Genomic DNA, 24,698 nt, shown 5'->3' on the forward strand with positions numbered 1-24,698 from the left:
GTGTGAGGCCTGTGCGGACGTGTCGGATGGTCGCTTTGAAGGTGATGTTGAGCCGGGACAGGCGCCATGCAAGGGATACCTGGCCGCGGTTCTTGTCGAGGTCGATGACCGACGGGACGGTGTGGCCGAGGAACGCCACGCCGGTCGGCTCGCCCGTGCTTGCCGCCAGGGTCGCAGCGGGCATGCCGTCCGTGCCCGGTGCGATGCGGTAGATGCCCTCGCCGCTCTGAAGAGTGCCGCCCATGGCGAGCAGAGTGCCGTCTGGGGAAGGAACGAGCGTGGTGACGTGCTCGAGCAGCTTGTGGGCCGTGCCGCCGGCCAGTGGCACGGCCGTCAGGGCCAGGCGGTCTTGCGGGTCGCCATGGTGCAGTTCGGTCGCGTCCGCGTACGTCAGCCAGTCTCCGATCAGGCCCAGGACCGGCTGGTCCACGCCGGTGATGGTCTCCCGGCGCGGTGTGCCGCCGCCTCGCTCCGCAACGTTGAGGACCATGGTGCTGAGGGAGGCTGTGCGCTCGAACCAGGCGATGTGAGTGCCGGAGAGTGCCGCGGCCCGGCTGACGCCGTGGCCGCCCAGGTCATGGGCTTCGGTGACGGTGGCGGTCGCGAGGTCGACGAGTGCCAGGTGCCACCGTGAGGCGTCGAGTTCGCCGGTCCGGTAGGTCAGTAGCACTGCTTCGTCGGCTGACCCGGTTGCGCGGATGTCCTGGGCGCCCGTGGGCAGACCGGTCACGGTCCGGTCGGACAGCGATGCGCCGTCCTTCGTCACCAGGTGGGCCTGTTGCCCGGCTTCCGTGGTCACGGCGGCGAGCACAGTGGTGCCGACTGCCCCGACATACCGGTACTCCCCGCCGAGCGTCCGCAGGTCGATCTCCACGGGCCCGGCGCCTGAGGCCATGTCGTAGAGCTGGGCCGCCTGGTATGCCGGTCCCTCCGACGGGTTGTACCGGGGCATGACCACGGTGTCGGACATCGCGCCGTGCCACTCGGTCGACCTCGCCTGCACCAGCTCCCGGCCCAGCACCGTGCTGGTGCCGTCGGCGTAGCGGGTCCAGCGCACATCCGCGTCCGTGTCCGAAGTCAGGAAACCGGTCCAACCGGCGCTGAGGATCTCCGATCCCGGCTCGATCGACAGCACCGCGGCCGCGGTCTCCGCGTCCACGGCAGTATCGGGAGCCGCGGCCTCGATGACCGGGAAAGCCATCGCCGGCGTCACGGAGGTGGCCGCGCAGACCGCGGCACCTATTGCCATCGCCGCGGTCAACCGCTGCCGGGACATACGTGCATGCTTCACAAAAAGTGCCCTTCCTTTATGCCACCACCATCAGATGCCCAGTGAGTGGTCAGCTCGCGTGTTAGGGCCTCCCACAGCCCCGTACTTCACACCGCGTCAGATGAGCGCGGATCCTAGCAATCACCGGCCCACTCCCTGAGGAGAGGATGTCCTCAGCGAGTGGGCCCTTCCGAAAATCAGCGAGCCGGCTCCCTCATGTCTGTTTCGTACATCACGAGTGACGCAATATCGCGTCGGTGTCGGTGGCGACCATGTCGGCCAGACCGTCACCGCTCAGATCATCGTGCAGGTCCGCGGAGGCCAGGCCCTCGTCCGGGTTCGTACCCGGGGCGTAGACGCATACAGAGCCAAGGAGAGCTGCTCGGCGAAACCGACCACGTCAGATACTGGGCCGTTCGCCCGGCGGGCTGTCAGGGCAGCGGCGAGCTGATCGCCCTCGGGGTCGGGGGTTGAGAGGCTGCACTCTTCGATGAGCTGCCAGAAGGCGTCTTCGTTCATGTCGGAGAGCATGGCGGAAGGGTGCGACAGGCCGGGGCGTTAGGGGTTGGCCCTGGCCAATCGGCGATAGCCGATCAGTGCTGCGGCTATGCCGACGAAGGCGAGGAGGTGTTCGGCCTTGCGTTCGTAGCGGCGGTGGAGCCGTCGGCAGCCGGCCAGCCGGGACACGGTTCGCTCGACCACCAAGCGATGTCGGCCCAACCGCTGTGAGGAGTCGACACCCTTGCGTGCGATGCGGTGGCGGATTCCCCGCTCGCGGAGCCATCGACGCAGGTTGTCGTAGTCGTAGCCTTTGTCGGCGTGCAGCTTCACTGGCCGTCGGCGCCGGGGTCCGCGGCGGGACCGGATGGGTGGAATGCCGCGCACGAGTGGCTCCAGGCCCTGGCTGTCGTGCATGCTTGCGCCCGAGATCCTCAGGGACAGCGGCAGCCCATTCCTGTCGGTGATCAGTTGGGCCTTCGATCCCAACTTGCCACGGTCGGTCGGATTCGGTCCCGTCAGTGGCCCCCCTTTGCGGCCCGCAGGCTCACGGAATCGGTCACACACCCGGCCAGTCCAGCTCGCCTCGCGCTCCAAGTTCGTCAAGGATCACACGGTGGAACCTCGCCCAGACCCGGTCCCGGCTCCACTGGGCGAACCATCGGTAGACCGTCTGCCAGCTCGGGCCGAACACCGGCGGAAGCTGACGCCACGTGCTCCGTCATGTACGGCTCAACGGACGATCACGCCATAATAAACGGCGTCAAGCCGGTCACATGCCGCTGAAGGATCGCGCGGCAAGCGGCTGGTCGAGCTCATACATCGCAGCCAGCTCGCTCCTGACCTGACGGTGAGCTGATACGGCAGGTCATGCAGGTGATGACGTACGCAGGTTGTCCGGGCGGTGCCGATGGCCTCATTTCAGCCCCGCAGGGTCGGGACTCCATCAGAACGATTAATTCACCTCCTGGGCCGTGCATCCGAGGATCGGTCGATCCGCTGGCAGCGGACCGACCGATCCTCGGCATATTTCCAGCAGTACGGCCGACGGCCGCGCTGCATTCGCCAAGGCAGGCATAGCGTCAGACGAATCCAGCAATACACGGTCTATGCTCTGACCCAATAATCATGGGTCATCAAAACCGCGCGCCGAAGGAAACCTTCAGATTACTGCTGCAGCGATTACGGGACAGGAGCGATGGGTTCAACGGCGATGATCTGCCCACCACATTTCCCAACAAGCCATTCGAGTGCTTTCAGCGGAGCGTAATGGTCCGCACTCCTTATTCGCACTACAACTCTGCCCGTATCGATTCTCGCGATTCCCTCGAGTCGCCAGAATTCATTCTGCGGCGAGAACCAGTAGAGCCACTCGTCGAGCGCCCAACCCGCCTCCTCCTCCATGGCTTGACGTTTACTCGAGCTCGCCCAACGCCATCGCCTCAGCCATGCGCGCTCCATGCGTTCGTCTCGCGGATTTGAGAATTCTGCAGTGAGCCACGCTGGAAGGGTGCGGAGCAAGTCAGATTCCACCGCTTCGGTGAGCTCTCCGTCTGGAATGCGATTCATGAGCAACTCCAGCACGTCACACAGCCTATCCAGATGGTGACTTTCTCCCGCGATCACTACGTTGAGTCGGAATTCCATAATGCACCTACTCTATCACCCTAGCGGTGCCAGGAATTATATGATTGAACATCATTTGCGTCTGCTCGGGACGCAGTCCATACTGGTCTGAGTATTTCCTATCCACGACAAGTGGGGCGTCAGGGTAACGCTTCGCCATCCTTTCCGGCACGGCATTCTTTTGCAGGTAGCTCAAAAATTCTCGATCCACTTGGAAGGTTACGAGCTGAGAATTTCCGCCATGCTCAGCTGCCTTTCTGGCCAGATATTCGTTGGCACGCTTAGCGTTCCCAAAGTTCAGGAATATTACCTTCTTTTCCGCCCCCTTGATCAGAGGATAGCCATTCCTGATCTTTATTCGCGCATTCGTACCCGGACCCTTGCCTTCCACTCGAAATACGTTGACCGTTCCAGGCTCTACTCCTGGACGCCCTCGCAATCCGATGATGGGCCCGAAGAGCGCCATGGTACTACCCCACGAACGGCGAGCCTGGCACTTCCAGTCAGCCTCACCTTTTACGCAGGGTAGATTGTTGTAGAAATCCTGGGCAGCAGCCTTGGCGGCCTCTTCTCTCGCCTTAAACCCGTATGGGTCATAGTTGCCGTTGGTCCCCATTGCGTAATACTTCGAGGTTTCTACGTCGGCGGGCCCAGCGATGAGGGTGACTGTGACCGTACCGCTTTGGGGCTTTCCTGGGGGCGTGGAACCCCAGTTACCGCCCGCCACGCCAGGGTCCTCTTCGAAGGCGGGATCGTAGGTCGGACCCTTGCCACTGCCTGACGTGCTGCTTTGGTGGCAGCGACCGTTGCCTGGGTCCTCGCACATTCCACTGGGATCCGAGGTAGTTCCCGGGTGCTGGTTTGCATAGGAGTATCCGTTGAGGGACTGATGCTGCTCGTCCATCATCAACGGGTCAACACTCATGAACTGCCCAATACCAGGGTCGTATTCTCGTGCGCCGATATGAGTAAGCCCGGTTCCCTCATCGCGCGGTTTCCCGAGAAATCCCTTGTCGTCGACCCAGGTTTCCTTTGGGCCGCGCTCGTCACCGAATGGTGTGGTGTAACGCTTCTTGACGGCGTACGTGGTGGCGTCTAGAGCGAGGCCAGATGTGCCGTGATGGTCAGCGGCGAGGAAGCTGAGTTGCGTTCCCGGGGTGCCGCTGGTGGCTTTGCGGATGGCGATGGTTTGACCATTGGCGGTGTAGTAGCGGGATCCAGAAAGCGTCTTGGTGGTCCCCTTGGTGGTCAACCTGACTTCTGTCGCTCCGAGGTAGAGGACTGTGTCGCCGTCTCCAGTTGGGGTCCGCCGGATGAGGAGTTCGCCGTCGGCGTCATAGAGGTATTCGGTCGTTTTTGCAGACTGCGATCCGCTGGGCGGTTCAGTGGCTGCGCTGAGCCTGCCTTCGGTGTTCCAGGTCAGGGTCTGGGTGGCCTGAGTGCCCGGGCGGGTGTGGGTGTTGCCTGTGTCGTCGTAGGTATAGCTCTTGGTCGTCTGACCGGTGCTGGTGCTGGTCAGGGCGTGTGGCTGGCCGGTTGGACTGCCGTACGTGTACTGGGTTTTCGTGGCGCCAGCGCTGGTGTTCTTGGTTTCGGTGTCGCGTTGGCCCGCCTGGTTGTAGGTGTAGGAAGTCCAGTAGGGGGCGGCGCCGTCGAGGTTTGCGGTCGTGCGTCCCGAGGGGGCGCAGTCTGCTGTTTTGGGGGTCCAGGCTTCGGCGAGGCGGCGGTGGCCGTCGTATGTAAAGCACTGGTGGTCAGCCTTGGCCGTGCCACCGTGTGTGGAGGTGTCGAAGATTGAGGTGACGTTGCCGGCGTCGTCCTGGGTGAACTTGAGTTCCTGCAGCGTGTAGGCGTGGACGTCGTCGGTGACGGTCGAGCTGGTGAGACGGCGCGTGCCGTCCTCGTACGTGTAGTCGAGGTAGGCCTGATCGGCTGAATCAGTGCCGTCGATGCCCAGTTTGAGCTGTAGGAGGTCACCTTGTGCGCTGAACACGGCGTTTTGGAGGTAGCCGGTGGTACCGATGGACTTAATTTGTCCGCCGATGGCGTTCGAGGTGTAAGAAACGGTTTCGGCGGCAAGTCCGCCAACTGCAGGCTGTCGCTCGCTCTTGACGGTGCCGTCGGCGTTGTAGCTGGCAGTGAAGGCGAGGGTTGTGGGGACGCCTGCTGTGACGAGGGCGTCGGTGGCGGGAAGCTGGAGTTCGCTGGCGGTGATGTTGTAGAGGCCGTCGTAGCCGGTGACCTTCTTGGTGTAGGCCTTGCTGCCGGCCTGGTTGATACCGCCTTCGTAGCGGACAGCGGTGTCCTGCTGGCCCTTGGCGAGGGCGTCGAAGGTCCAGGATGTGAGTTTGTTGGCGTCGCTGATGCTGGTCTGCCAGGTGCCGGTCTTGCGGCCGAGCTCGTCGTATGCGTGCACCAACTTGTGCTGTTCCGCGTCGGTGGTGGAGACGATCTGATCGAGGGCGTCGTAACCGATACTGGTTACGCCCTTGTCCGGGTCTGTGGCGCTGTTCTGGCGGCCGAAGAGGTCGTAGGTGTAGGACCAGACGGCCTTGTCCGGGCCGGTGACGGTCTTCTGCTGGCCGGCCGGCGTGTAGGTGAACCAGGTGCTGGTGAAGTCGGTGCCGGTTGGCTGCGGGCCGCCGTACTCGCGGCGCTCGATCGTCTGTCCGAGGGCGTTGGTGATGACGGCAGTAGCTTGTCCGCCGCTGGGGGCCGTGGTGGTCACCATGTCGCCGAGATAGGCGGTCTCGGTGGTCCAGCGCGGTGTGCCTCGGGTCTTCGTGACGGTCTTGACGCCCCGTCCGGCACCGTCGTAGCTGGTGTCCGTCTGGAGGGGCGACTGGCCTCCGTCGATCTGGGCCGGGGCGTCGCCGTTGGGCGCCTGCGTTTGGTCCCATATATCTGACTGGGAGCTGACGGCCAGGCCCCTGTCGTCGTACAGAGTCTGTCCGATGAGGCGTCCGCCCACGGGGGTGGGTGCTTGGATCTGCCTCGGGCGCAGGAGCGAGTCGTAGAGCGCGACGGTCTTGTTGTACCCGGAGGCGTCGGGCTTGAGAGCGTTCGTGGCGACCCAGGACATGGCCCCACTGTGGACCTTGTAGTCGTAGGTGTAGTTCGGTGTGGCTCCAAGTACTTTGAGACGGTTGGGCAGCCAGACCTTGGTGACGCGCCCGAGGCTGTCGTACTCGGATTCAGTGATCTTGTTGTTGGGGTCGGTGATCTTGAGGGGTGAGCCGGTGGCGAAGCTGACGGCTGTGGTGGTCTTGTGGCCCTTGGCGTTGGTGACCGTGGTAGCGGTAAGCGGTCCGCCTGCGGCGGGGGTGTACGTCGTCGTGGAGGTGGGCAGGCCGTTCGTGTCCCGCACCACCAGGGGGCGGCCCATGTCGTCGTAGGTAGTGGTCGCGGTGGTCTGCCAGATCGGATTGTTCGCCGTCGTGTAGCCCTCTACGCGACCGCTCCACTGGACTTCGCCCTTGGTAGGCACCTGGGCAGAGGACCAGCTGGTGCGGTCGTAGGCGACCGCTGTGTCGGAGATGACATCACCGGGCCGTGCCGCGTCGCTGGGCAGATCAAGGTCAGCGCCGGCGACGCTGCAGAGTGCGGCGACCGTGCGTGTGCGGGAGACCAACGAGGTGAGGTAGGGAGCGTCGGCGTTGGTGTCGGCGTCGGTGTTGCGGGCGTACCAGGTGCGGGTGCACGTCTCGTCGCCGCTCGCGCTTCCTCCGCGGTCCTCGGTGGTGGTGACCATGCCGCGGTCGTCGTAGGTGCGGGCGACGGTGCGGGTGCGGCTGCTGGCGGGGAGGTTACTGGTGAGGGTGGTGCGTTCGGTCGTTGACGCGGTGCGGACCATGTAGGCCTCGGTGTCCGCGTATGACTTGTGCTGGGTGGCGGTCTTCTTCCACCAGTAGCTGGTGATCGTGCCGCTGACTTCGGTGGACCCGTTGTAGGTGGCGGTCTCGCGCACGGAGCCGGCGAGCTGATTGTGGTCCGTTACGGACGCGGCCGCTGTTACACCGGTGACGGTGGCGCTCTTACGTGCGGTCGGGTCCAGTTTTCCGTCCGCGCCGAGGACGCGGTCGCCGTTCATACCGCGCAGGTACACGGTGACGGTCTTCAGCTGGGGACGATCCGGGTATCCGGCGTTGCCGGTGAGGTGGGTGACCTTCTCGTAGCCGCGCCAGATGGACCAGGTGCGTTCCTTTTCGGGGGTGAAGGGGTCTTCGTTATAGTGCCAGGCGCCGCCGCCGCTGTACTGGTAGGTGTGGGCGACAGGGTCGGAGCCGCCCTTGGGGTCGTTGGTGCGCACGCCGACGACTGGGTACTTCTGGAACCAATCCAGGATCGGGGTTTCCTCCCCGTTGGGTGACCAGTAGACGGGGTAGCAGCGGCTGGTGTTCTCGTCGACCTTCGGCTTGGTCTGTCCGGCGGTGCAGTCGGCGGGCATGTAGTCGATGGTGGTCAGCGCGCCGGTCTCGCTGGTGATGGTCTTCAGCCGCGGGCGGTCGAGGGACAAGATGTTGTCTGACGCGCCGTCGACGCGGTTGGGCAGCATCTCGTGGGTGAACTTCACCGATTCGAGGGAGAGGTCGGCGCCGAGTTTGCCGGTGTGCTTGATCTCGTCCAGCCACAGGGACTGGTCGCTGCTGTCTCCGGTGTCGCCGGGGTCGAGGTACTTCTGCTTGAGCGTCCAGGTGTCCACGGGAGCATGGGCGGGGGTGGAGGCGGCAGCATTCCAGGCGTAGGTGTTGACGGTGGTCAGGCGGTAGCGGGTGAAGAATGCCGGGCTGCTATTGCCGGTGCAGGTGGCGGTCGACGAGGCACAGATGGCGTCGTAGGGGACGTCGGGCCAGTTGTCGCGGGTACTTTCAGTCAACGCGTCGCAGTCGGCGGCGGTGCAGCGCGGGGAATACATGAAAGTGAGCTTCTGGGCCGCGGGGGTGGTGTAGAGGGTGTCGGAGCGCTGGCCGTATTCGATGCGCTCGAGGTAGCCGCCGCGGGTGTAGGGCCGGTTGGGGGTGGTGCCGTTTTGTTCGTAGTAGTTGGTTTCCTTGCCGTAGTAGTACGACATGGCGTTGCCGTGGGGGTCGACGACGTAGTCGAGGTTCCAGCGCCATGCCTGGACGAGGGAGCGGTCGGCAAAGGCGCTGCCGTTGCTGTAGCCGGGTTCGCCGGCATCATCGCCGAAGACGGGGACGAGCCACGTGGAGTCGGTGGTGGGGTCCGGGTCGACGGCGGTGGTGGCAGGGTTGTCGTCACGCCAGCCGGGCAGCTTGTGCTTTCCGAACGTGTACCGGGTGCCGTCGCTAGTGATGATCGTCCAGAACTCACCGTTGTCGTCGAGGTTTCCGGCGCCTGTGCCGTGGATGACCTTGGAGTCGTCGTCGTTCTTCAGCCGCCATTCGCCGCTGGTGTCGTCCTTGACCAGTTCCGTGGCGCTGCCGTTGAAGACCAGTGAGACGTTGTCGTACTTCCAGCACAGGTCATGCTTGTCGGACTGGCCGTCGTCCTTGCACGAGCCGTACTTGCGCTCGATGTAGGACGAGGTGAGGTCGAATCCCTCACCAATCTGGCTGCCCTGGTTGTTCGTCGTGGAGGTACGGCCGTCAACGCTGCCGGAGTTGTAGGAGATTTTTAGGTCCGGCTTCGGGCCGGCAGCGGCCGCTGGCACGCGCAGCGGATGGGACCAGCCGAAGGTGCCGGACGATCCGCCGGCCTCCCAGGTCGAGGACTGTGAGAGGGGCGTGGCCTTGTAGTCGCCGCCCCCGGACTGCGTGCCCGCGGCCACGGCAAGGACCGTGGTCTGTCCCTCTACAGAGGTCGTTCGTTCCCGTTTGGCCGACGTAACGGGAAAAGAGAGGGTGGCCGTGAGCTGCTCGGTCTTGCGCTGGTTGTTCACCGGCAGCGTCCTACCGGCGCGGCAGGCGGCCTTGGCCGGCTGTGTCAGGGCGCAGGCAGGCAGTGCGCGGACTTGGAGGCGACCGGCCCAGTCGCCGCCGTAGGCGGAGGCGAAGGCGGAGTAGTCGATGCCGAGCTGAGCTGTGCCGCCGGTGGTCGGGCCGGTGACTTCGAGGGCTACGCCTTTGATGCCGAGCTTGCGGGTCTGCTTCTGGTTGAGGACTCGGGCCGTGATGCTGGTGGCCGTCTTCGGCTTCTTGCCGTCGTGTGCAGCAGGGGCGGCGAGGGTGAGCGGAAGGTGGCCTGGGGCGGCGGAAGTCTTGTTCCCTCCGCTGGTGAGGGTAAGGGTGGCTGTGCCGGTGGTCGGCCAGGTCACTGTGCGGGCTTGGTCCTTGGCCGCGCGATTGATCGCGGCGCGGTCTACTGCGTCGGCCTTCTTGAGCAGGGCCGCGGTCTTGCGGTCTGTCGTGGAGGAGAACGCGGTGACCTTGTCGGGGCGGTGCTCGATTTTCCGCCCGCCCAGCGGGTCAGCGGCGGCAGTGAACGCCACTGGCGCCAGGAGGCCGGGCACGAGGGCGAAGCCGGTGAGCGCCGCAATGCGTCGCATCCATAGGCGTGCAGGACGGTGAGGGGCGGGGAACCGGGGTGTGTGAGGCACAGTCGTATCCTCTTGGCCGGGCCGGTCTGCCTGGTCGGGCAGGTCGGCGCTGGTCGCACCCAGTGGCGGTTGATTTCCCTTGGGTGCGCAGAAATGGCAGGTGTCCGGTGCTAGGTGGTGGCACCCTCTTGTGGGCGCCACCACCCCCAGCCGGTTTCTAGAGTGTGGAGAGGGCTTCGGCTTCCAGGACCTGGGAGCGGACCTGGTCTTCGGTCATCGCACCGGTCCAGATCCGCAGCGTCTGCAGCGCGCCTGGCAGGTAGTGCTCGGTCTTGCCGGCTTTGGTGCCCCGCCCGACAGCCATCTCCCCGCTGCCGTACTGCGTCGCGGTGAACTGCGATGTGGCGCCTGGGTCGACGGCCGCGCTGCCTACGTAGAAGCGGAGCTGGCCAGAGCCGGTGGGGACGCTGTTGTCGGCCCAGGCCTGTGCGTCGTACACGCCGGTGAGGTCGACCCACTCATCAACCTGGGCGAAGTCGCCCATGGGTGCTACTTCGGCCTGCTGAACGACCTGGCCGCTGGAGTCCACCGCGGTACGGGTGAACTTCCACTGATAGAGATCGGCGTCGACCTTCACTGCCCGCAGCGCCCAGGACGATTCCCCGCCAAGACGCTGACCTGCCACCTGTGCCTGGTACCCGACGGGCTTGGAGGCCAGAAGCGACTGGTTCAGCCGCACGCGCGCCGAGACCGTGAAGGAACCGGTCTCGTCGACCAGTGATCCGGGTGTTGCGGCGTAGCCGTCGACACCGTTGAGGACAAGAGCGTCCTCGGTGTCGACCAGTTGGGCGCTGGAGGAGAGCTGAAGGCCCTGCTTGTAGTACGGGGTAATCTCCGGCATGACGCTGCCGGTGGCACCGGCCGCTGTCCAGGAGCCCACCAGGTCATTCGTGGGGATACCGCTGTCGGGAAGCTGCGCTTCCTGCGCGATCTCCTCGGGAGCCAGTTTTCGCTGCCAGACGGCTGTTTCGTCCAGCAAGCCGTGGAAGTGCTCACCGCCGGTGCCGGCCTTCACCGAGCGGCCGAACTGCAGCCCCCCGCTCGCACTCCACGGCTCGTAGGCCGGTGCGACCTTCGAGATCACGACCGGGTCCCCCTGAGGACGGCCGTTGACGAAGAGCTGGATCGTGTCGTTCGCCGTGTTGCCGTCTCCCTGGGTGTCGTACACGCCGGCCAGGTGGGTCCAAACCCGCAGTGGCGGGCTCGTCTGGCTGGACACCGAGCGCGCGAGTGTCGGAGCATCCTGGTCCTTGTCCGCCCGGTTGAACACCCACGCCTTGTAGTAAGTGGAGTAGTACAGGGCGAATGCCGAGGCCTTGCTGCCCGGCTGCGACAGCACCACACCGTTCGACGGCAGATTGGTCATGTGCACCCAGGCGGACACGGTGAAAGAGTCACCTGTGTTCACCGCCGGGGTGGAGGTTGCCGCATAGCCGGTCTGCAGTGCCGGATTGGCGCTGTCGAGCCACAGAGCCTGATCCGTGTCGCCGCGGCGTCCCTGAGAGGACCAGCCGGCTCCGTCCGTGTACAGGGTGGCGTCATGGCGGATGGTGCCCTCAGTGGCCGAGTCTTTCGCGACCCTGATGGTCGATCCGGGGGGTGCGTCGTTGAAACGCCACCGGCCTGTTGCCGTGGTGCCGTCGGCGACCTTGAACGGGAATGCGGCCGTGTCGCCCCAGCGCTGGCGTACATCGCGGGCCTGAACGTAGAGCGTCTGTCGGCCCCCCAGGGCGGGAGTGACGTCCTTGGCGTCGTACTGGCCACCCGTCTGCGTCGCTGTTGGCGCGCCGACTGACACTTCTTTGGTCTGCGCGGCTGTCCATGTGCCGAGCCAGTAGCGGTAACCGGTGATGTCAGTCCCTGAGTCCATCAGGTTGGGCAGGAACGTGAATCTGCCGGGGATTCCAGGGCCGCCCGCAGCATTGCAAGTGTCGGAGCACAATTCGTAGGGGCCCTCGCTACTGATCTGGGGAGCCTTGGGGGCTGTGGTGTCAAGGGTGAAGTAGCACCATGCCGAGTAGGGCGAGAACAGATCCCCGGCCTTCCCGTCGTAGGCCCAGTGCGACTGGGTGCGCGCCTTGTACCGGTACAGCTTCCCGTCGGTCAGCGCGGGAGTGCGCATGCCCTCCAGAGTGCCGTCGGTGTCCCAGCCGGGCCGGGGGCGGTAGTCGGACATCGCCTTCACCCAGCCGGAATCGTCCTTGCGGTCGATCTCGAACTCAGCCTGAAGACTGCCGGCTTCCTCGCCGGACTTCGGCTGGACCAGGGTCTGCACACGCGCGAGCACTCTCGGGTCGGTGCGGGTGACGACCAGCGGGCTGGACTCGGTCTTGTTGCACATGATCGTCGTGCCGTCGCCGGGAATGAGGCCCACCTCGGTCGGCACGCCGGGCTTGGGGACGTAGGTGACCTTCAGCTCGGCGTTGTCGTCGAACCGCTTCCACGCCCGCGGCTCAGTCTCATCCTTCGCGCGCAGCATGAACGTCAGGCGCGACATCTTGCCGTCAGCGAAAGCACGCACGGTGCTGGCTAGGTTCTCATCCCCCTCGGCGGGGTTGTCGTTGAACTCGATCCATGCGTCGGGCTGGTCCGGGTCACAGTGGGTGCCCCGGCCTGCCGAGACCAGGCGGTCGCCCATCTGGTCGAGCTGCTTGGGACCGGGCCAGCGGGTCGACTCGGAGATGTTGTCGGTGCGCTCCAGGTCCACCCAGTACGCGGTGCAGTTGAACGACCAGGTCTCATAAGCGCGAAAGGTGGCGTCCAGAACGTACTTGCCAGCCAGCTGGGATGGGCCGAACTCGAACAGCATCCGATTCACGTAGCCGTTACCGCAGTAGTAACCGTCCGCGGTACCGCACTTGCCGACACCGTAGTCGCCGTCGAAGTCGTAGAACCTGTCCCCGTCGGAGGAGATCACAATCCGCTCCGAGACACCGAGGCCCACCGGCGGGTCGATATAGACCGGGTAGACCGTTTCCGGGCCGCGGAGCAGGGACAGGTCGGGCTCAACCGTCACCGCGCCGTCAGCGACCTGGACCGGCAGGATTGCTGAATTGTCGCCCTCCCCCGGGTGCGCCAGATCATTTCCAGGCTCGGCGCCGTCCGTCGGATCCGGCTCGGCTTCGGACGTTGCGCCTACCAGCTGCGGCTGGACACCGCCGTGCGTGTCGCCGGCGGAGTCCCACATCTGGCCGGCCGGTCCCCTGAAGACCGTGTTGCCGTGCTCGTCCATGGCCTGCAGGCCACCTCCGGCACCGGGCACGACGTCCAGACGCTCCGACGAGACCACCAGACGGACCTGCTCGAGCTCGGGATTAGCCGCGGCCTCGGCGGATTTCACCACCAGGACCTCGCGGTAGCCCTCGGCCGTGGCGGTCAGTTTCAGATCGACACCAGGCAGGACCTCCGGGTACGTGGCGGTCGCACCTTCCAGGACAGGAGCCGGCAGCTTCCCCGGCCAGGCGAGCGTCATTGATGACGCGCCCACTCCGAGATGCACCAGGTCGGCACCGCTGCCGCCGCCGGAGAAAGCGAGGTCGACGACAGCGGCCTTCGGGCCCACTGTCCCGTCCGCGTGGTGTTCCAGCGTCACGTCCACTGCGCTCCACGATCCGTCCGCAGCCTTCGCCCGCTGCGGCGTGGTCGACTGCGTCAGCGTGAACGTGCCGTCCGGGTTGGCAGTCGTGGTGGAGTAGGCCGTCCGTTCCCCCGTCACCTCAACCGCCTCGCCGGAAATGACAGCCTGAGCGGATGCCGAATCAGCATTAAGTACGGCCGTCTGACTGGAAGGCAGCGCGGTAGGAACAGCTCCGGCACTCGCCTGCAGGGCCATGCCCGCTACCAGCGAAAGTACCCCTACGGCAGCCGTTCGCTGGCGTCTACGGGCATGCGAAAGCCGCCCTCGCCACAACTCCACAGTCCCCACCCCAGTATCACGTGATCTTCAAAAGTTCCGTGAGTAAACGCCGCGCGGCAGGCAGGCGTCAAGGGTGCCGCCCGGCGGCAACCGGCAGGTGCGTCCGCCTCTTGCGCCCAGGAAACGCGGCACATGCCGGAATCGCTCGCATCCCTGCCCCAGGACGCAATGTCACGCAGCGCAGTGGACTGCGGCAGCCGGATCCTGCCGCTTACGGGGAGTTGACTGCACCCGAGAGAACAGCAAGTTGGCTACTGAGCCTGGGAGTTGCGGGTGCAGTGTTGGCGCCGTTCACCGCCTTCCTCTAGATACACGACGGACGGCATCTCCATTACACAAAGTGACCGACCGACAATTAACGTGTGTTTCAGATCACTTCAGCTTTGTTGGTTGGCATCGGGTGCCAGCGAGTGGGACGTGCCCGATCGATTCGGGTTCCCGGCAGACAGAGGGAGGGAAGCGGCCCCAGGGCCGCTGCGCAGCCAGAGCCCGTCGCTGCAAGGGCGATCACAGGCGTCCGCACCTCCGCGCCCATATGACTTCGCCCTGATCCATGTCGAACAGCCTGAGCACTGACGCTCGGCGGTCGACTGGGCTCTCGCAACTGCAAGCCGAAGCTGGTGGAGGCGTAGCCCGTCCGCCCACGACGCTGGCCGAATTGGCGCCCCCAGGCGGCGCAATGCCTTCGACGCCGAGGTGGAGCGATGGGTCGGGGCCCACGCCAGGACCTCGCCAATCCGTGGGCTGACGAAGGAGCCTCATACGACCAGTTGAGGACGACCAACGACCGCACCTTGTCGCGAGCGACAAGGTCGCCCGCCGACCAGCGAGGTTGCCGGCGGCCTCGATCCGGTTGTAAAGCTGCCAGCCACTCAGGCTGAGCTTCTTCGCGAACGGCGCCGTGCATACCCAGTGCACTCGTAGAGCCACAGGGCGCTGGCCGCGTCGGTGGCCACCAGGTCTGCCCTGCCGTCATCAGTAAGGTCGCTGCCGTGAGTGAACGTTTTGCAGTCCCTCAGACTGCGTCGGGATGGTCGTGGATCCAGGACAGCCCACCGATGTCGAGGCGGGCGCAGGCCCGGGTGACGGCAACGTAGGCGAGGCGCGCTTCGGTCTCGTCAATGGGTCCGGGTACGGGTCGGCCGTTGGCGTCGCGTTCGTCGGTGTCGGCGGGCGGGCTGAAGTCCGGGGCGATTTTGACGGTGTTCCATTCGCGGCCTTTGGAGCGGTGGGCGGTGGAGATGGTGACGTCCGCGGAGTTCTCGGGAACGAGCTGTTCGACTGCCGCGAGGACGGTGTCGGTGCCGTGCTGGTCAATGAGGTCGACAAAGGGTTTCAGGTCGCGGCCGGCGAGGTCGGTCTCTGCGTAGTCCTGCAGATCGCTCCAGGTGCGGAACAGGAGGAGCTCGGGGTGCCAGGTGCGGCTGCCGGCCTTGAGGTCGCGGGCCGCGGTGGTCAGGGCGCGCAGACTTTCTCCTCCCCCGGCCAGGGCGACGCGGTGGCCGGCTTTGAGGTGGTGCATGACTTCGGTCATGGCGCCGACGTTGGTGCGGCACAGCACTGCTTGCGGGTGGGTGACGGGGGCGAGCTCGGTCGTAATGGTGGGGGTGCCGGTCAGGCGGATGGGGGCGTCGGCTACCTGGAGCCAGCGGTTGGCTTCGTCGGCCAGGCGGGGGCCGAAGCGGAATGACTGGGTCAGGGTGAGGTGGGTTCCGTCGAAGCCGGTCATGATGTCGCGGGCGCCGCGCCATCCGTAGATGGCTTGGGCTGAGTCGCCGACGATCACGAGTTGGGCGTGGTTTCGCTGGGCGTTGATGACGTGTTCGAGGACGGGGTTGGTGTCCTGGGCTTCGTCGAGGAGGAGGTAGTCGGCTTCGATGGTGGGGTCGGTGAGGGCCCAAATCTTGAGGTAGTGGTCGTGATCGAAGCGGACGATGCCGTCGTCGGGGTTCTGGAGGTCGGCCCAGGCTTTGCGGGCGAAGGGGAGCACAGTGTCGGCGAGTTGGGTGTGATGCTCGGGGTCGTCGAGGCCGCGTAGGCGTGGCACGTGGCGGTGGGTGAGGGTGCGGTCGGCGGAGTGGCAGTAGCGGGTCACCGTCTTCAGCACGGCCTGGGACAGGGCCTTGTGGGTCACCTCCCGGTTGCCGATGTGGACGGGTTTGGTGATGCCGAGGGCTTGGCCGGTTCGCCAGCCGGCCTGGCGGGGGCCGCCGAGGCGGCGTGCGTAGCGGTGGCCGACGGCTGCGAAGGCGAGGGCGTGTGCGGTTTTGCAGGTGACGGTCGGTGGGAAGCGGGTGGCGGCGTCGAGGGCGATGGCTTTGTTGAAGGCGATGTAGCGGCCGCGGCGGCGTGGGGTGGCGGTGGCGAGCAGGGTGAGGCTGCTGGTCTTGCCGGTGCCGGCGCCTGCTTGGAGGGCGAGGTGGTCGCCGTGTTTGAAGGTGTCGGCAGCGGTGATCTGTTCGTCAGTCGGGTTCAGCACCCTGATGCTCCATGCATGGTGGTGGGTTGGTTGATGGTGCGGGCTGCGGCGGCCAGCAGTTGCTGGGGAGTGCTCCAGGTCAGGAGTTCGTCGAGTGCGGCATCGAGGCGGCGGGCTTTGTCGTGCTCGGCGCGCGTCAGGGCGTGGTGTACGGCGTCGGTGAGGTGGGCTTCGGTGCTGCGGCCTTCGCGGCGGGCGGCGTCCTCGAGCCAGGCGTGAGCGCTTTCGGGGAGAGCGATGTTGATGAGGACGCTGCCGGTGGAGTCGGGGTAGTGCGTGGCCAGGATGTCGATCGGCAGCAGGTGCTGCAGGCGGTTCCGGGTGCGTTGAAGGGCCTTGCGGGCGCTCTTTCCCCGGGTAACGGTCATCAGCCGCGTGTGGTCTGTGTCCGGGGCCAGGGCCATGGCCTGGGCGGCGTGGCGGAGTTCGCCGGGTGTGGCCGGACGGGTCAGGGTGATTTCGACGGCATGCAGGGGCATGGTTCACGCCTGGCCGCAGGGACGGCGAGCGGGGCAGGTGCGGGAGGTGGGGCGTCCCTTTCGCTGGGCGCTGTCGGGGAGGCGGTGGTGGATGTGGGCGTGGTGGAGCAGCGGGTCGAAGGGTTCCCAGTCGGTGAGGGCCAGGTCGGCGGCTGCGGGGGCGGCTGCGTGGGTGGCGCAGCGTTGGGTGCGCCAGCGGATCTGGGTGTCGTAGGGCAGGTGGGTGAGGTCGTAGACGGCCATGTCACGGGCAGGCAGTGCGAGTTGCCCTTGGCGGGCGGTGGCGGGCATGAGCGTCCAGATCCCGCTGGGGTCCGCGGGGTCCAGGACGGGGCTGGTGCAGCGCTGTCGCAGGCGGGTCTGGGCGACGCACTGGATGGCGTCGACCGGGCGGGCGGCGAGGTAGCGGCCGTAGAGGATCTGCACAACGGGCCTGGCCGGCCGGCATGTGGCGGCTGGTGAGGTTGGCTCGGCTTCGGTGGTGGGGGTGAAGGCGCCGGTGTCGAGCAGGCGGCGGGTGCGCAGGGCGAGACGCCGGCGCAGCTCGGCCAGGGGCGGTGTCAGCGGCTCGGGGGCATCGTCTGCGGGGCACAGCAGGGTGTGCGGGATGCGGCACCAGGCGGAGCCGTCATGGGAGGGGTAGGCGATGCCGGAGGCGACGTGCCAGCGGCAGGCGGCAGGGACAGCGGCCGCGGGCATCTCGTGGGGGTGTAGGCCGATCGGGCGGCCGTGGGAACGCGTGTACCAGTCGGTGCGGTTGCCGCAGGTGCGGCATGGTGCGGGTTGGGCGGTGCGCAGCAGGCGGCTGGGGCTGTCGGCGGCGACGCGGAGGGAGCGCAGCGGGCGGCGGGTGACGGGGGTGCCGTCCCAGTGGCGGCCAGGTTGGGCGGTGTGGCGGGGATGCATGGCCGCGAGGGTGACAGCGACGCGCCGCAGAGGCGGTGAGCGTGCCGTTGGTCTCACGCCAACGGCCCAATCGTGCGGATGTGTGACCGGTTGCCGTACGGGCGTCTTATTTGCGGGGCTCGTTCGGGTGGTCTCGATGGTGTGGTCAGTCCGTGGCGTCGGCGGGCGGGGTGTGGCCTTCGCAGAGGGTGCCGAGGAGGTGGTCGATGGAGACGTCGAGGGCGTGGGCGAGGGCGTGCCAGCTCTTGAGTGTTCCCACGGTGTGGCCTTGCTCGATGTCGATGAGGGTGCGTCTGGCCAGGCCGCTGCGGCGGGCGAGTTCGTCGTAGGTCCAGCCGCGTTCGCTCCTCAGGCGCGCCAGCTCCAGGCGTAGCGCGGTGAGGTTCGGGTCGGGCGGGAAGATCGTCACCCCACCATCCGAAGGTGCAGACCCCTGCCCTGTCAGTGCAGACCTCTGCCCTATTTCTGCAGGTGGGCCGCGCGTGGCGCAGGGCAGAGGTCTGCACTACGGTGTGCGGCCGCCGCCACTCCCCCGCGGCGGCACAGCACCATCACGCACGGCTGACCGCCGGCGCAGAAGCAGGAGGACAGCGCAGATCATGAGGCCGTGCCCCACGCACCCCTTGGTGCCCCGCACCTGGACGGTGGAGCTGCGCCCCCATCCAGGCGGCCCCACGCTGCACTGCCACCGCTGCGCCACGACCGGCCAGCGCCCGGGCGCACAGGGCGGACGCCCGGCAGCCCTCGCTCATCTCGCCGGCCACGCACGCCGCGACAGACTTCCCGCGCATCTGCGTACCTGCCAGTGCCATCAGCGCGGCTGCCGATGGCATCCACGCCACCGCGGATGCGCCGGCCCCGTTCTCCTCGTCCTCACACAGGAACGGGGAGGCCGGGTGTGGCGATTGGCAGATGTGTGCGCCGCCTGCGCCGCGGCCACCCCCCATGCCGCCGTGGTCCCCGACACCGCCCACCTTGCACAGCGGTCGGCACGGCCGGAGAGCATGGGCCGCCTCGAGCTGCCGGAACAGGTCCTCGTCCGGGACACACTCGCCTCCCTGTATGCATGCCTGCCCGAGGACGTCGGCGCGCCGGCACGACTGCTCGCCGTGCAGTGCGCGCTGCGCGCCGGTACCAGCGGCCGGCTCGCTTTGCCGGCCGGCCTGCTGCGCGGCATGCGGCTCGGCTCGACGCTGACCCCGTGGTGCGAACTCGAGGACGCGCACTGGCTCATGCGGCTCACAGCATCAGCAGGACCTGTGTGGGTGCAGCTCCTGAACCACCACGGCCCGCACCCCGCCCGACAGCAGCGTGCTCGGGCAGCAGACTGGGCGCTGCGCACCGCCCGGGAGTACGGCGTCGACGACTACGACCCCAACACAGCCTTGATGGCCCTGGCTCTCGCCGCCTGCCGATCTCCGCATGCCGCCCAAAGTCCGGCGGAGCATGAAGTCCTGTCTCATGCTCGCGGTCTCACGCCTGTGGAACTGACCCGCGCCGTGGGCCGCCTGCGGGCGGGCAGCCTTGCGGACCAGTAACGCTCGCCCGCCGTCGCCCTGCGGGTCTCGCGTGTGCAAGCGGAAGTGCTGGAGACATTTTGGATCTGGCTCTGACCTGATCTGCGTGAACGCTCCGGTATGTTCTTCCGGACTCGCGGCGGGCGAGTTCACCTGGGGACTGAAGGGGGCGATCGTGCCTTGAGCGGCTTGACGCCGAGTGGGTCCGCAACTGGTGCGAGCAGGCGGATGCGGCCCTCACGGAGCTGTTGCAGTCGTTCCCGGTGCGGCACGGATTCGAACCCGGCAGGAACGTGGTCGCGCTCAGTACGGAGGAGAGCCACAAGACGACGGACGCGCTCGTAGAACTGACGCCGATTCCCTCCGACCTGACCACGATGTACTGGGTGATCGACGAGGTCTCCCTGCCCGATGTGGACAGCGGCTACTTCATCCACCCAGCCTCAACAGTCGCAGGCCACTTCCGCGAGTACGGAGACATCCAGATCGACGGGGAAGAGCCAGCCCTGGTCTTCGCCAGCGACGGCGGCGGCCATCTCTTCGCGCTCTCGGGCTCGGGGCGGGTTTGGCGGTCCACCACCGCCTCGTGGTCCGGTCAATTCGACCTTGCCGCAGCCACCCTGCAAGAGTTCCTTGAAGGGCTTGCCCAACGGATCAACTGTCAGCTCTGACCGCAGCCGACGGCCATCTGCAGATTCCGGCAGAGCCGTTCGCCTGCCCGAGCGCCGTGTGGACGATCGCGTACTCCCAAGGGGTAAGTTCACCCCACCCTCGTGACTGAGACGGCCCCCGGAGAGGACTCCGGCGGGTGGCAGAATCGGCGCGTGATCAGTCGGCTCGGTCGCGTGGCATCCTTGTCAGACCTGACGGACGGAACGAGAGTTGAGTCGTGCGTTGATCCGCGTGGCGCGAGGAGCCACCGGGTTCCGGGGGCAAGGCGATGACCCGTTGCGGCAGATGGACGTCGTAGCCTTCAAAACCGCCTGCCATACGGTGGCCCGGTCGATTCGGGCCACGGTCGGCGAAGTGACTCCGGCCGGAGTGACGCCGAGTTTCCATACGGTTCTGATCACTGCCCCAGGCATTCGGTCGACCGTCCTGTGCCACGAGGTACTCCCGGCCGTTGCCTTCGTGGCAAGTCCTCCGCGGGCCGGCGCGTCTCTGGCGGACTTCACATCGCCACCGGCGTGGGCGGAGACGTTTGAGTTGGGCGGCTTCCGGCTGCTGGACGTCGAAGAACTGAGCATGCCGTTGGCTGCGGCTGACACCAGCGAGCTCGCCGAAGCAGAGCTGGAACAGGTGCGTTACTGGCGTCCCAGCACAGTCGGCGAGCTGATGTTCAACTGGTGGGACTGAGCTGGGTCATTTGATTGAGGTCTTGTCAGTGCTTGCTGGTGGTGATCAGAGACCGTCCCTGCCGTTCGGAGACAAGTTCGTAGAGGCCGTCCGCCTGGGCCACGGTCAGCTGGCGCATCGCGAAGTCGTCGAGGATGAGGACGCGGGTCGGACGAGTTCGCGGATCCGTTTCTCCCAGGTGCGATCCGCGTGTGACCGCCGGCGAAGTCGGCGAAGATGCGGCTGGTCTTGGCGAAGCGGAAGTGGGCGCCCTGGCGGACGGTGACGTGGCCAGGGCCTGCCCCTGGCCTCTCGATATCCATCAGGGAGAGATCTGCCGAAACTGTCCCCCGGCGCGATCAAGCCAGGACATGACCACCGGGTGTGAGCAGGGCAGTCGGCATTCCCCGACGCGCCGGTGCGGCCGCGCCGCGCGCGCCTCGTTTCTCAACCCGTGCTGGCCCGGTGGGCGGTTACAGGGCTTCACGGGGACTCGTCGATGAGCGGCGGCATGCGCTCTTCGGTCATGGCGTCCCGATCAAGCCGACCAAAAATCGTATGTCTGTTCGTTATGCAGGATGCGAGGCTGGTGCCGCCTTCTGACAACCGTTGAGGCTGCCGATGCCCGTTGCTGCCTATGCACGCCTCCCCGTCTCGTACCGCAAAGGGTGCTGCGGGAGGCGATGGGGGCGGCTTGACCACCGAGCGAGGCCATGAAAGACATCACGCTGCGCCGCATGCGCACGTTTGTGAAAACAGCTGCCGTAGTGGCTGCCGTTGCTCTCTTACCCGTCTCCTCCCCCGCTGTCGCTGAACCTGTCCAGGACGATCTCCAGCTGCACACGACGCTGCTGCCCGTCGGGGCGCGGATCCCGACATTGGGCGAGCTGCAACGGTCCGGCGCTGCCGGGCTCGAGGCAATGGACCGGGAGGCGGGGGTGTTCTCCGAGCCTCACCGCGCGCCTGAGGTCGTGGGGCCGGCCGCCACCCACGGCAGGATTGACCGTCAGGCGTCCGCTCTCGCGCCCCAGCCCACTCCCGGTTTTGCGACCGCGGCTGTCACCTACCCGGCTCCGGCACGGACACTGACTCCCAAGGAGTGCATAACGGGCCTGGGAACGGACAAGAAGTTTTTCATCAAGTCCCGCTACGCGGCCTGCTCAGGCGCTGTGTTCTTCAGTGTCTGGCTCAGGAACAACCGGCCTGTCGGGGAAACGCAGTTCGTCTACCTGTCCATCGGGACCATCGCCAAGGACAGCAGAGCCGTGCGCATGACGCAGTACTTCACCGAGATGAAGAAGACCGGCTCGGTGGCGACGTCCGGCCTGATGATCACGCCAAAGGTGAAGGTGCCCAAGGTGTGGCCGTCGACAGCTCGGGTGACCCAGGCCGGGGCTGTTCCTGGAGCCCGGAGCTTCGATGCCCTGGCCGCCCAGCAGTCGGTCGGCTTCACCCGCACCCTGAACGCGGCCGCCGGGCAGGGCACCGGGCGCGACGACGCGATCGCCTCGGTGTTCGAGGCGTCAGCCACCGTGACGCCCCCTCCTGGATACCGGCCCTCCGGTGAGCTGAGCGGAAGCCTGTTCTTCCTCCCGCCCCGCTGGGACAAGGCGTCCTACCTGAAGGTGCCCGCAGGCGCCGCCGTGTTCACCTACGTCGTCCCGCTGCACTACAGCAGCCGGGCAGGCGCTCCGGAGCGGGCGGTAGCCGAGCACCTCAAGACGGCGTTCACCAACCCCGCTGGCACCAAGCCGTCCAACGCCGCCAAGAAAGTGCCTGGGCAGAATACTCAAGCGCCCCTTCACCGGCTCTACTACGACAACGCGCGACGCAAGAAGAACCGGTCGACCGCAGTGAGCACCTGCAAGAGGGAGTTCGGCCCGAACTATGCGGCGGGAGGCAAGGAGTGCGACGAGTACCCATTCGCCACCACGTATGAGGGATGCGCCCAACCCACCTACGAGCCCTCCGCCCCGCGAAACAATTTCTCAGTCCGGGCGCTGCCAGGGACGGACAACAGCAACGCCGGCAACCTGTTGGGGCAGTTCCTGACCCTCAACCGGATTGTCGACGGCAAGGACGACGGGTTCTACGTCTCCGTCAGCTGAACCCCCGAGGAGGGGGCGGGGACACGGTCCGGTGTCCCCGCCCCCTGCAAGTCAGCGTGGCCAGAATTGGACCAGGTACGTCTCGATGCCCTCCGCGATCCCCTCGTCCCGAGTCACACGCTCCACCTCGGCACGCCCCGCGCAGTAGACGCGGACCTGCCAGTCCCGGTCCACTGCCCCAAGAGGGATCTCGTCAAGGATCGGTCCGCAGGTCACTCCCCACACCTGCAGTGATCCGGTAACGCAGTGCAGTTGAGTCTCGCCCGTCTCATCCCAAACCCTGCTGGCATCGGCTGGCGGTTCGCCGTCCCACACCTCGGCCCTCATCACCGCAGTATGAGTATGGCCAGCGCTGTGCAGGTCGACCCGGCCCTGATGCGCTGTGAGGAACCCTTCCATCACCCGCTCACCCGGATACGGCACCGGCACCTGCCCAAGATCCGCATCCTGCAGACACAAACCGAAGAAATCGACCTCCGGCTCAAGATCCACATGCCGCAACAACCGCGCCTGTCCCACACCGCACTCCCCGCTGGAGGTCTGCCTGTCCAGCGATCAGCATGCCCCAACCCCCCGCAGCGCAGCCGCAGAACCAAGGCACCTTCACGTCGCTCCATGAGTCCGCGTGCCCACACGCCACCCACCGTGTCAGCTCTCGCCACCAGCAGCTGGCGCCCTGGCCGGGAGCCGCAGACTTGGCCGGTGGACCAGCGAACCTGCGACGCTCAGGCGGTGCTTGAGCGTGGGCGGCTCGCGCGTGGGGCGAGCGCTCGTCGTGGACGCCGGTCGGGCGGCCGCAGCAGGTCGTGGAGCGTGGCGCCGTGTTCGGCCCAGCTGCGGAGCCGGTCGCGGTCGATCCAGTGGACCTGGTGCCTCTCCCCCCACGCCTTGGCGTCGCGGGTGAAGGTTCCGTTGGTGACGACGACCGCGTGGTCCGCACCATGGACGGGGCCCGCGGTTCCCTTCACCTGATACATGACGTGGACGCCGACCTTTGCGCCGACGGTGGTGTCCTTGGCCTGGAGGACGATCCTGCCTCGCCGCGCGTGCTGACCGATGGCGTCGGCAGCCTGGTCCCCCTGCCGGCCGACGCGCCAGGCGCTCCAACCGTCCCGGATGAGGAGGTCACGCAGCGCGACTCGAAATCCTGATCGCCCATGGCGTCGAACCGGCTAAGTGCGATCTGCAGGCGAGCCACGCTTGCGGCGTCTATCAGACGGTGGGCTGCGGTACCTCTCGTGCCGTAGCCCTGTGCTGTGTCAAGCGCGGTCGATGTCGGCAGGGCCTGGTGCCCACGTCGGTGCGTTTGAGTCACGATGGAGACATGGACGCTCACGAGCAGACGTTGGAGGCTATGCAGAGCCCGGCGACGGCAGGCGGCTGGCCATCTCGATCAGGAAGTCCGATGGTCCGTCCGGGCGCCAAAATCCGTTCTTCGATCCGTACACCGGTCAGCATCCCAGAACACTCCGTCCGCCGACCGGTGTTTGCGAACCTCGGGCCTGGACGTATCCGCCTGTCCGGCTGGGCAGGCACGGCGCAGTGATCGCCAACAACGGTCCGCTGGGGCGTGGCGTCTGTGCCGCACCGGCGTCAGGGGTCCGGTCGGTTCAGCCACCGCTGGTAGGAGTCGTATTCGTAAGCGTTCGGTGCGAGGCCATGGAACCACTGCACCGGTGGTGGAGCGACGGGGCGGCGTGTGGTGCGTCGGCGGGGTCGCGTGGGTTGGGGCGGTCGCAGGCGGCAGGTCTCGGCGAACTCGGTCAGCGACAGCCAGTTGCGGGGCAGGCCAGCGAGGAGGTGGCCTGCCCCGGCGCCGGGTGGAGACAGGTGGAGAAGGTTGGCTGCGGCCTGTAGGAAAGGCCTGGCCCAAGGCGGGATGTGAACCGTTCCGGGTTCGGTAGGGGCTCGATCATTTGAGAGGATCGAGTTATGGCACGTCCTTCCCAGTACCCGCTTGAGCTGCGCCGTCGTGCGGTGCGCATGGTCGCCGAGGTGCGGCCCGACT

General features: G+C 66.5%; 12 protein-coding genes and 3 pseudogenes. 4 read left to right on the plus strand and 11 right to left on the minus strand.

The annotated features are described in order from the left end of the window. From ACLB9X_RS33040 to ACLB9X_RS33080, 9 genes and pseudogenes are all read right to left on the minus strand, one after another. Positions 1 to 1,291 (minus strand): annotated as a pseudogene (locus ACLB9X_RS33040) (hypothetical protein); the annotation flags it as partial. 537 nt (positions 1,292 to 1,828) lie between these two features. Further along, positions 1,829 to 2,483, minus strand: a pseudogene (locus ACLB9X_RS33045) (IS5 family transposase); the annotation flags it as partial. Between the two features lie 467 nt (positions 2,484 to 2,950). Next, positions 2,951 to 3,352 carry a hypothetical protein gene (locus ACLB9X_RS33050; RefSeq protein ID WP_410364117.1) on the minus strand — a complete coding sequence of 134 codons (402 nt, stop codon included), beginning with the start codon at positions 3,350 to 3,352 and terminating at the stop codon, positions 2,951 to 2,953. Positions 3,353 to 3,422: 70 nt separating this feature from the next. Further along, positions 3,423 to 9,899: an RHS repeat-associated core domain-containing protein gene (locus ACLB9X_RS33055; RefSeq protein ID WP_410364118.1), complete on the minus strand. Its 6,477-nt coding sequence runs from the start codon at positions 9,897 to 9,899 to the stop codon at positions 3,423 to 3,425. A gap of 208 nt (positions 9,900 to 10,107) precedes the next feature. Then, complete coding sequence (locus tag ACLB9X_RS33060; protein ID WP_410364119.1) at positions 10,108 to 13,782, minus strand: LamG domain-containing protein; 3,675 nt, start codon at positions 13,780 to 13,782, stop codon at positions 10,108 to 10,110. A 1,099-nt stretch (positions 13,783 to 14,881) separates the two neighbouring features. Continuing rightward, positions 14,882 to 16,342, minus strand: a complete 1,461-nt coding sequence (locus tag ACLB9X_RS33065; protein ID WP_410364128.1) for a UvrD-helicase domain-containing protein — start codon at positions 16,340 to 16,342, stop codon at positions 14,882 to 14,884. Beyond that, on the minus strand, positions 16,339 to 16,824 hold the full coding sequence (locus ACLB9X_RS33070; RefSeq protein WP_410364120.1) for a hypothetical protein: 486 nt from the start codon (positions 16,822 to 16,824) through the stop codon (positions 16,339 to 16,341). The genes ACLB9X_RS33065 and ACLB9X_RS33070 overlap by 4 nt, the downstream gene beginning before the upstream one ends. Before the next feature lie 3 nt (positions 16,825 to 16,827). Next, positions 16,828 to 17,730 (minus strand): DUF6083 domain-containing protein, encoded by a 903-nt coding sequence (locus ACLB9X_RS33075; protein ID WP_410364121.1) that lies wholly within the window; start codon positions 17,728 to 17,730, stop codon positions 16,828 to 16,830. A 145-nt stretch (positions 17,731 to 17,875) separates the two neighbouring features. Continuing rightward, positions 17,876 to 18,139 carry a helix-turn-helix transcriptional regulator gene (locus ACLB9X_RS33080; protein WP_410364122.1) on the minus strand — a complete coding sequence of 88 codons (264 nt, stop codon included), beginning with the start codon at positions 18,137 to 18,139 and terminating at the stop codon, positions 17,876 to 17,878. Positions 18,140 to 18,734: 595 nt separating this feature from the next. Between ACLB9X_RS33080 and ACLB9X_RS33085 the strand changes: the two genes are divergently transcribed. From ACLB9X_RS33085 to ACLB9X_RS33100, 4 genes are all read left to right on the plus strand, one after another. Next, positions 18,735 to 19,268 carry a hypothetical protein gene (locus ACLB9X_RS33085; protein ID WP_410364123.1) on the plus strand — a complete coding sequence of 178 codons (534 nt, stop codon included), beginning with the start codon at positions 18,735 to 18,737 and terminating at the stop codon, positions 19,266 to 19,268. A 227-nt stretch (positions 19,269 to 19,495) separates the two neighbouring features. Next, on the plus strand, positions 19,496 to 19,918 hold the full coding sequence (locus ACLB9X_RS33090; protein ID WP_410364124.1) for a hypothetical protein: 423 nt from the start codon (positions 19,496 to 19,498) through the stop codon (positions 19,916 to 19,918). A 286-nt stretch (positions 19,919 to 20,204) separates the two neighbouring features. Beyond that, complete coding sequence (locus ACLB9X_RS33095) at positions 20,205 to 20,603, plus strand: hypothetical protein (RefSeq protein WP_410364125.1); 399 nt, start codon at positions 20,205 to 20,207, stop codon at positions 20,601 to 20,603. 692 nt (positions 20,604 to 21,295) lie between these two features. Next, positions 21,296 to 22,690, plus strand: coding sequence for a NucA/NucB deoxyribonuclease domain-containing protein (locus ACLB9X_RS33100; RefSeq protein WP_410364126.1), 1,395 nt, complete (start codon positions 21,296 to 21,298; stop codon positions 22,688 to 22,690). A gap of 51 nt (positions 22,691 to 22,741) precedes the next feature. Here the strand turns inward: ACLB9X_RS33100 and ACLB9X_RS33105 are convergent, their stop codons facing one another. Together ACLB9X_RS33105 and ACLB9X_RS33110 are read right to left on the minus strand one after the other, a co-directional pair. Then, positions 22,742 to 23,209, minus strand: a complete 468-nt coding sequence (locus ACLB9X_RS33105; protein ID WP_410364127.1) for a hypothetical protein — start codon at positions 23,207 to 23,209, stop codon at positions 22,742 to 22,744. A gap of 206 nt (positions 23,210 to 23,415) precedes the next feature. Then, positions 23,416 to 24,032 (minus strand): annotated as a pseudogene (locus ACLB9X_RS33110) (restriction endonuclease). Positions 24,033 to 24,698 lie beyond the last annotated feature (666 nt).

The sequence above is a fragment of the Streptomyces sp. 5K101 genome (assembly GCF_046506645.1).
Classification (GTDB): Bacteria; Actinomycetota; Actinomycetes; order Streptomycetales; family Streptomycetaceae; genus Streptomyces.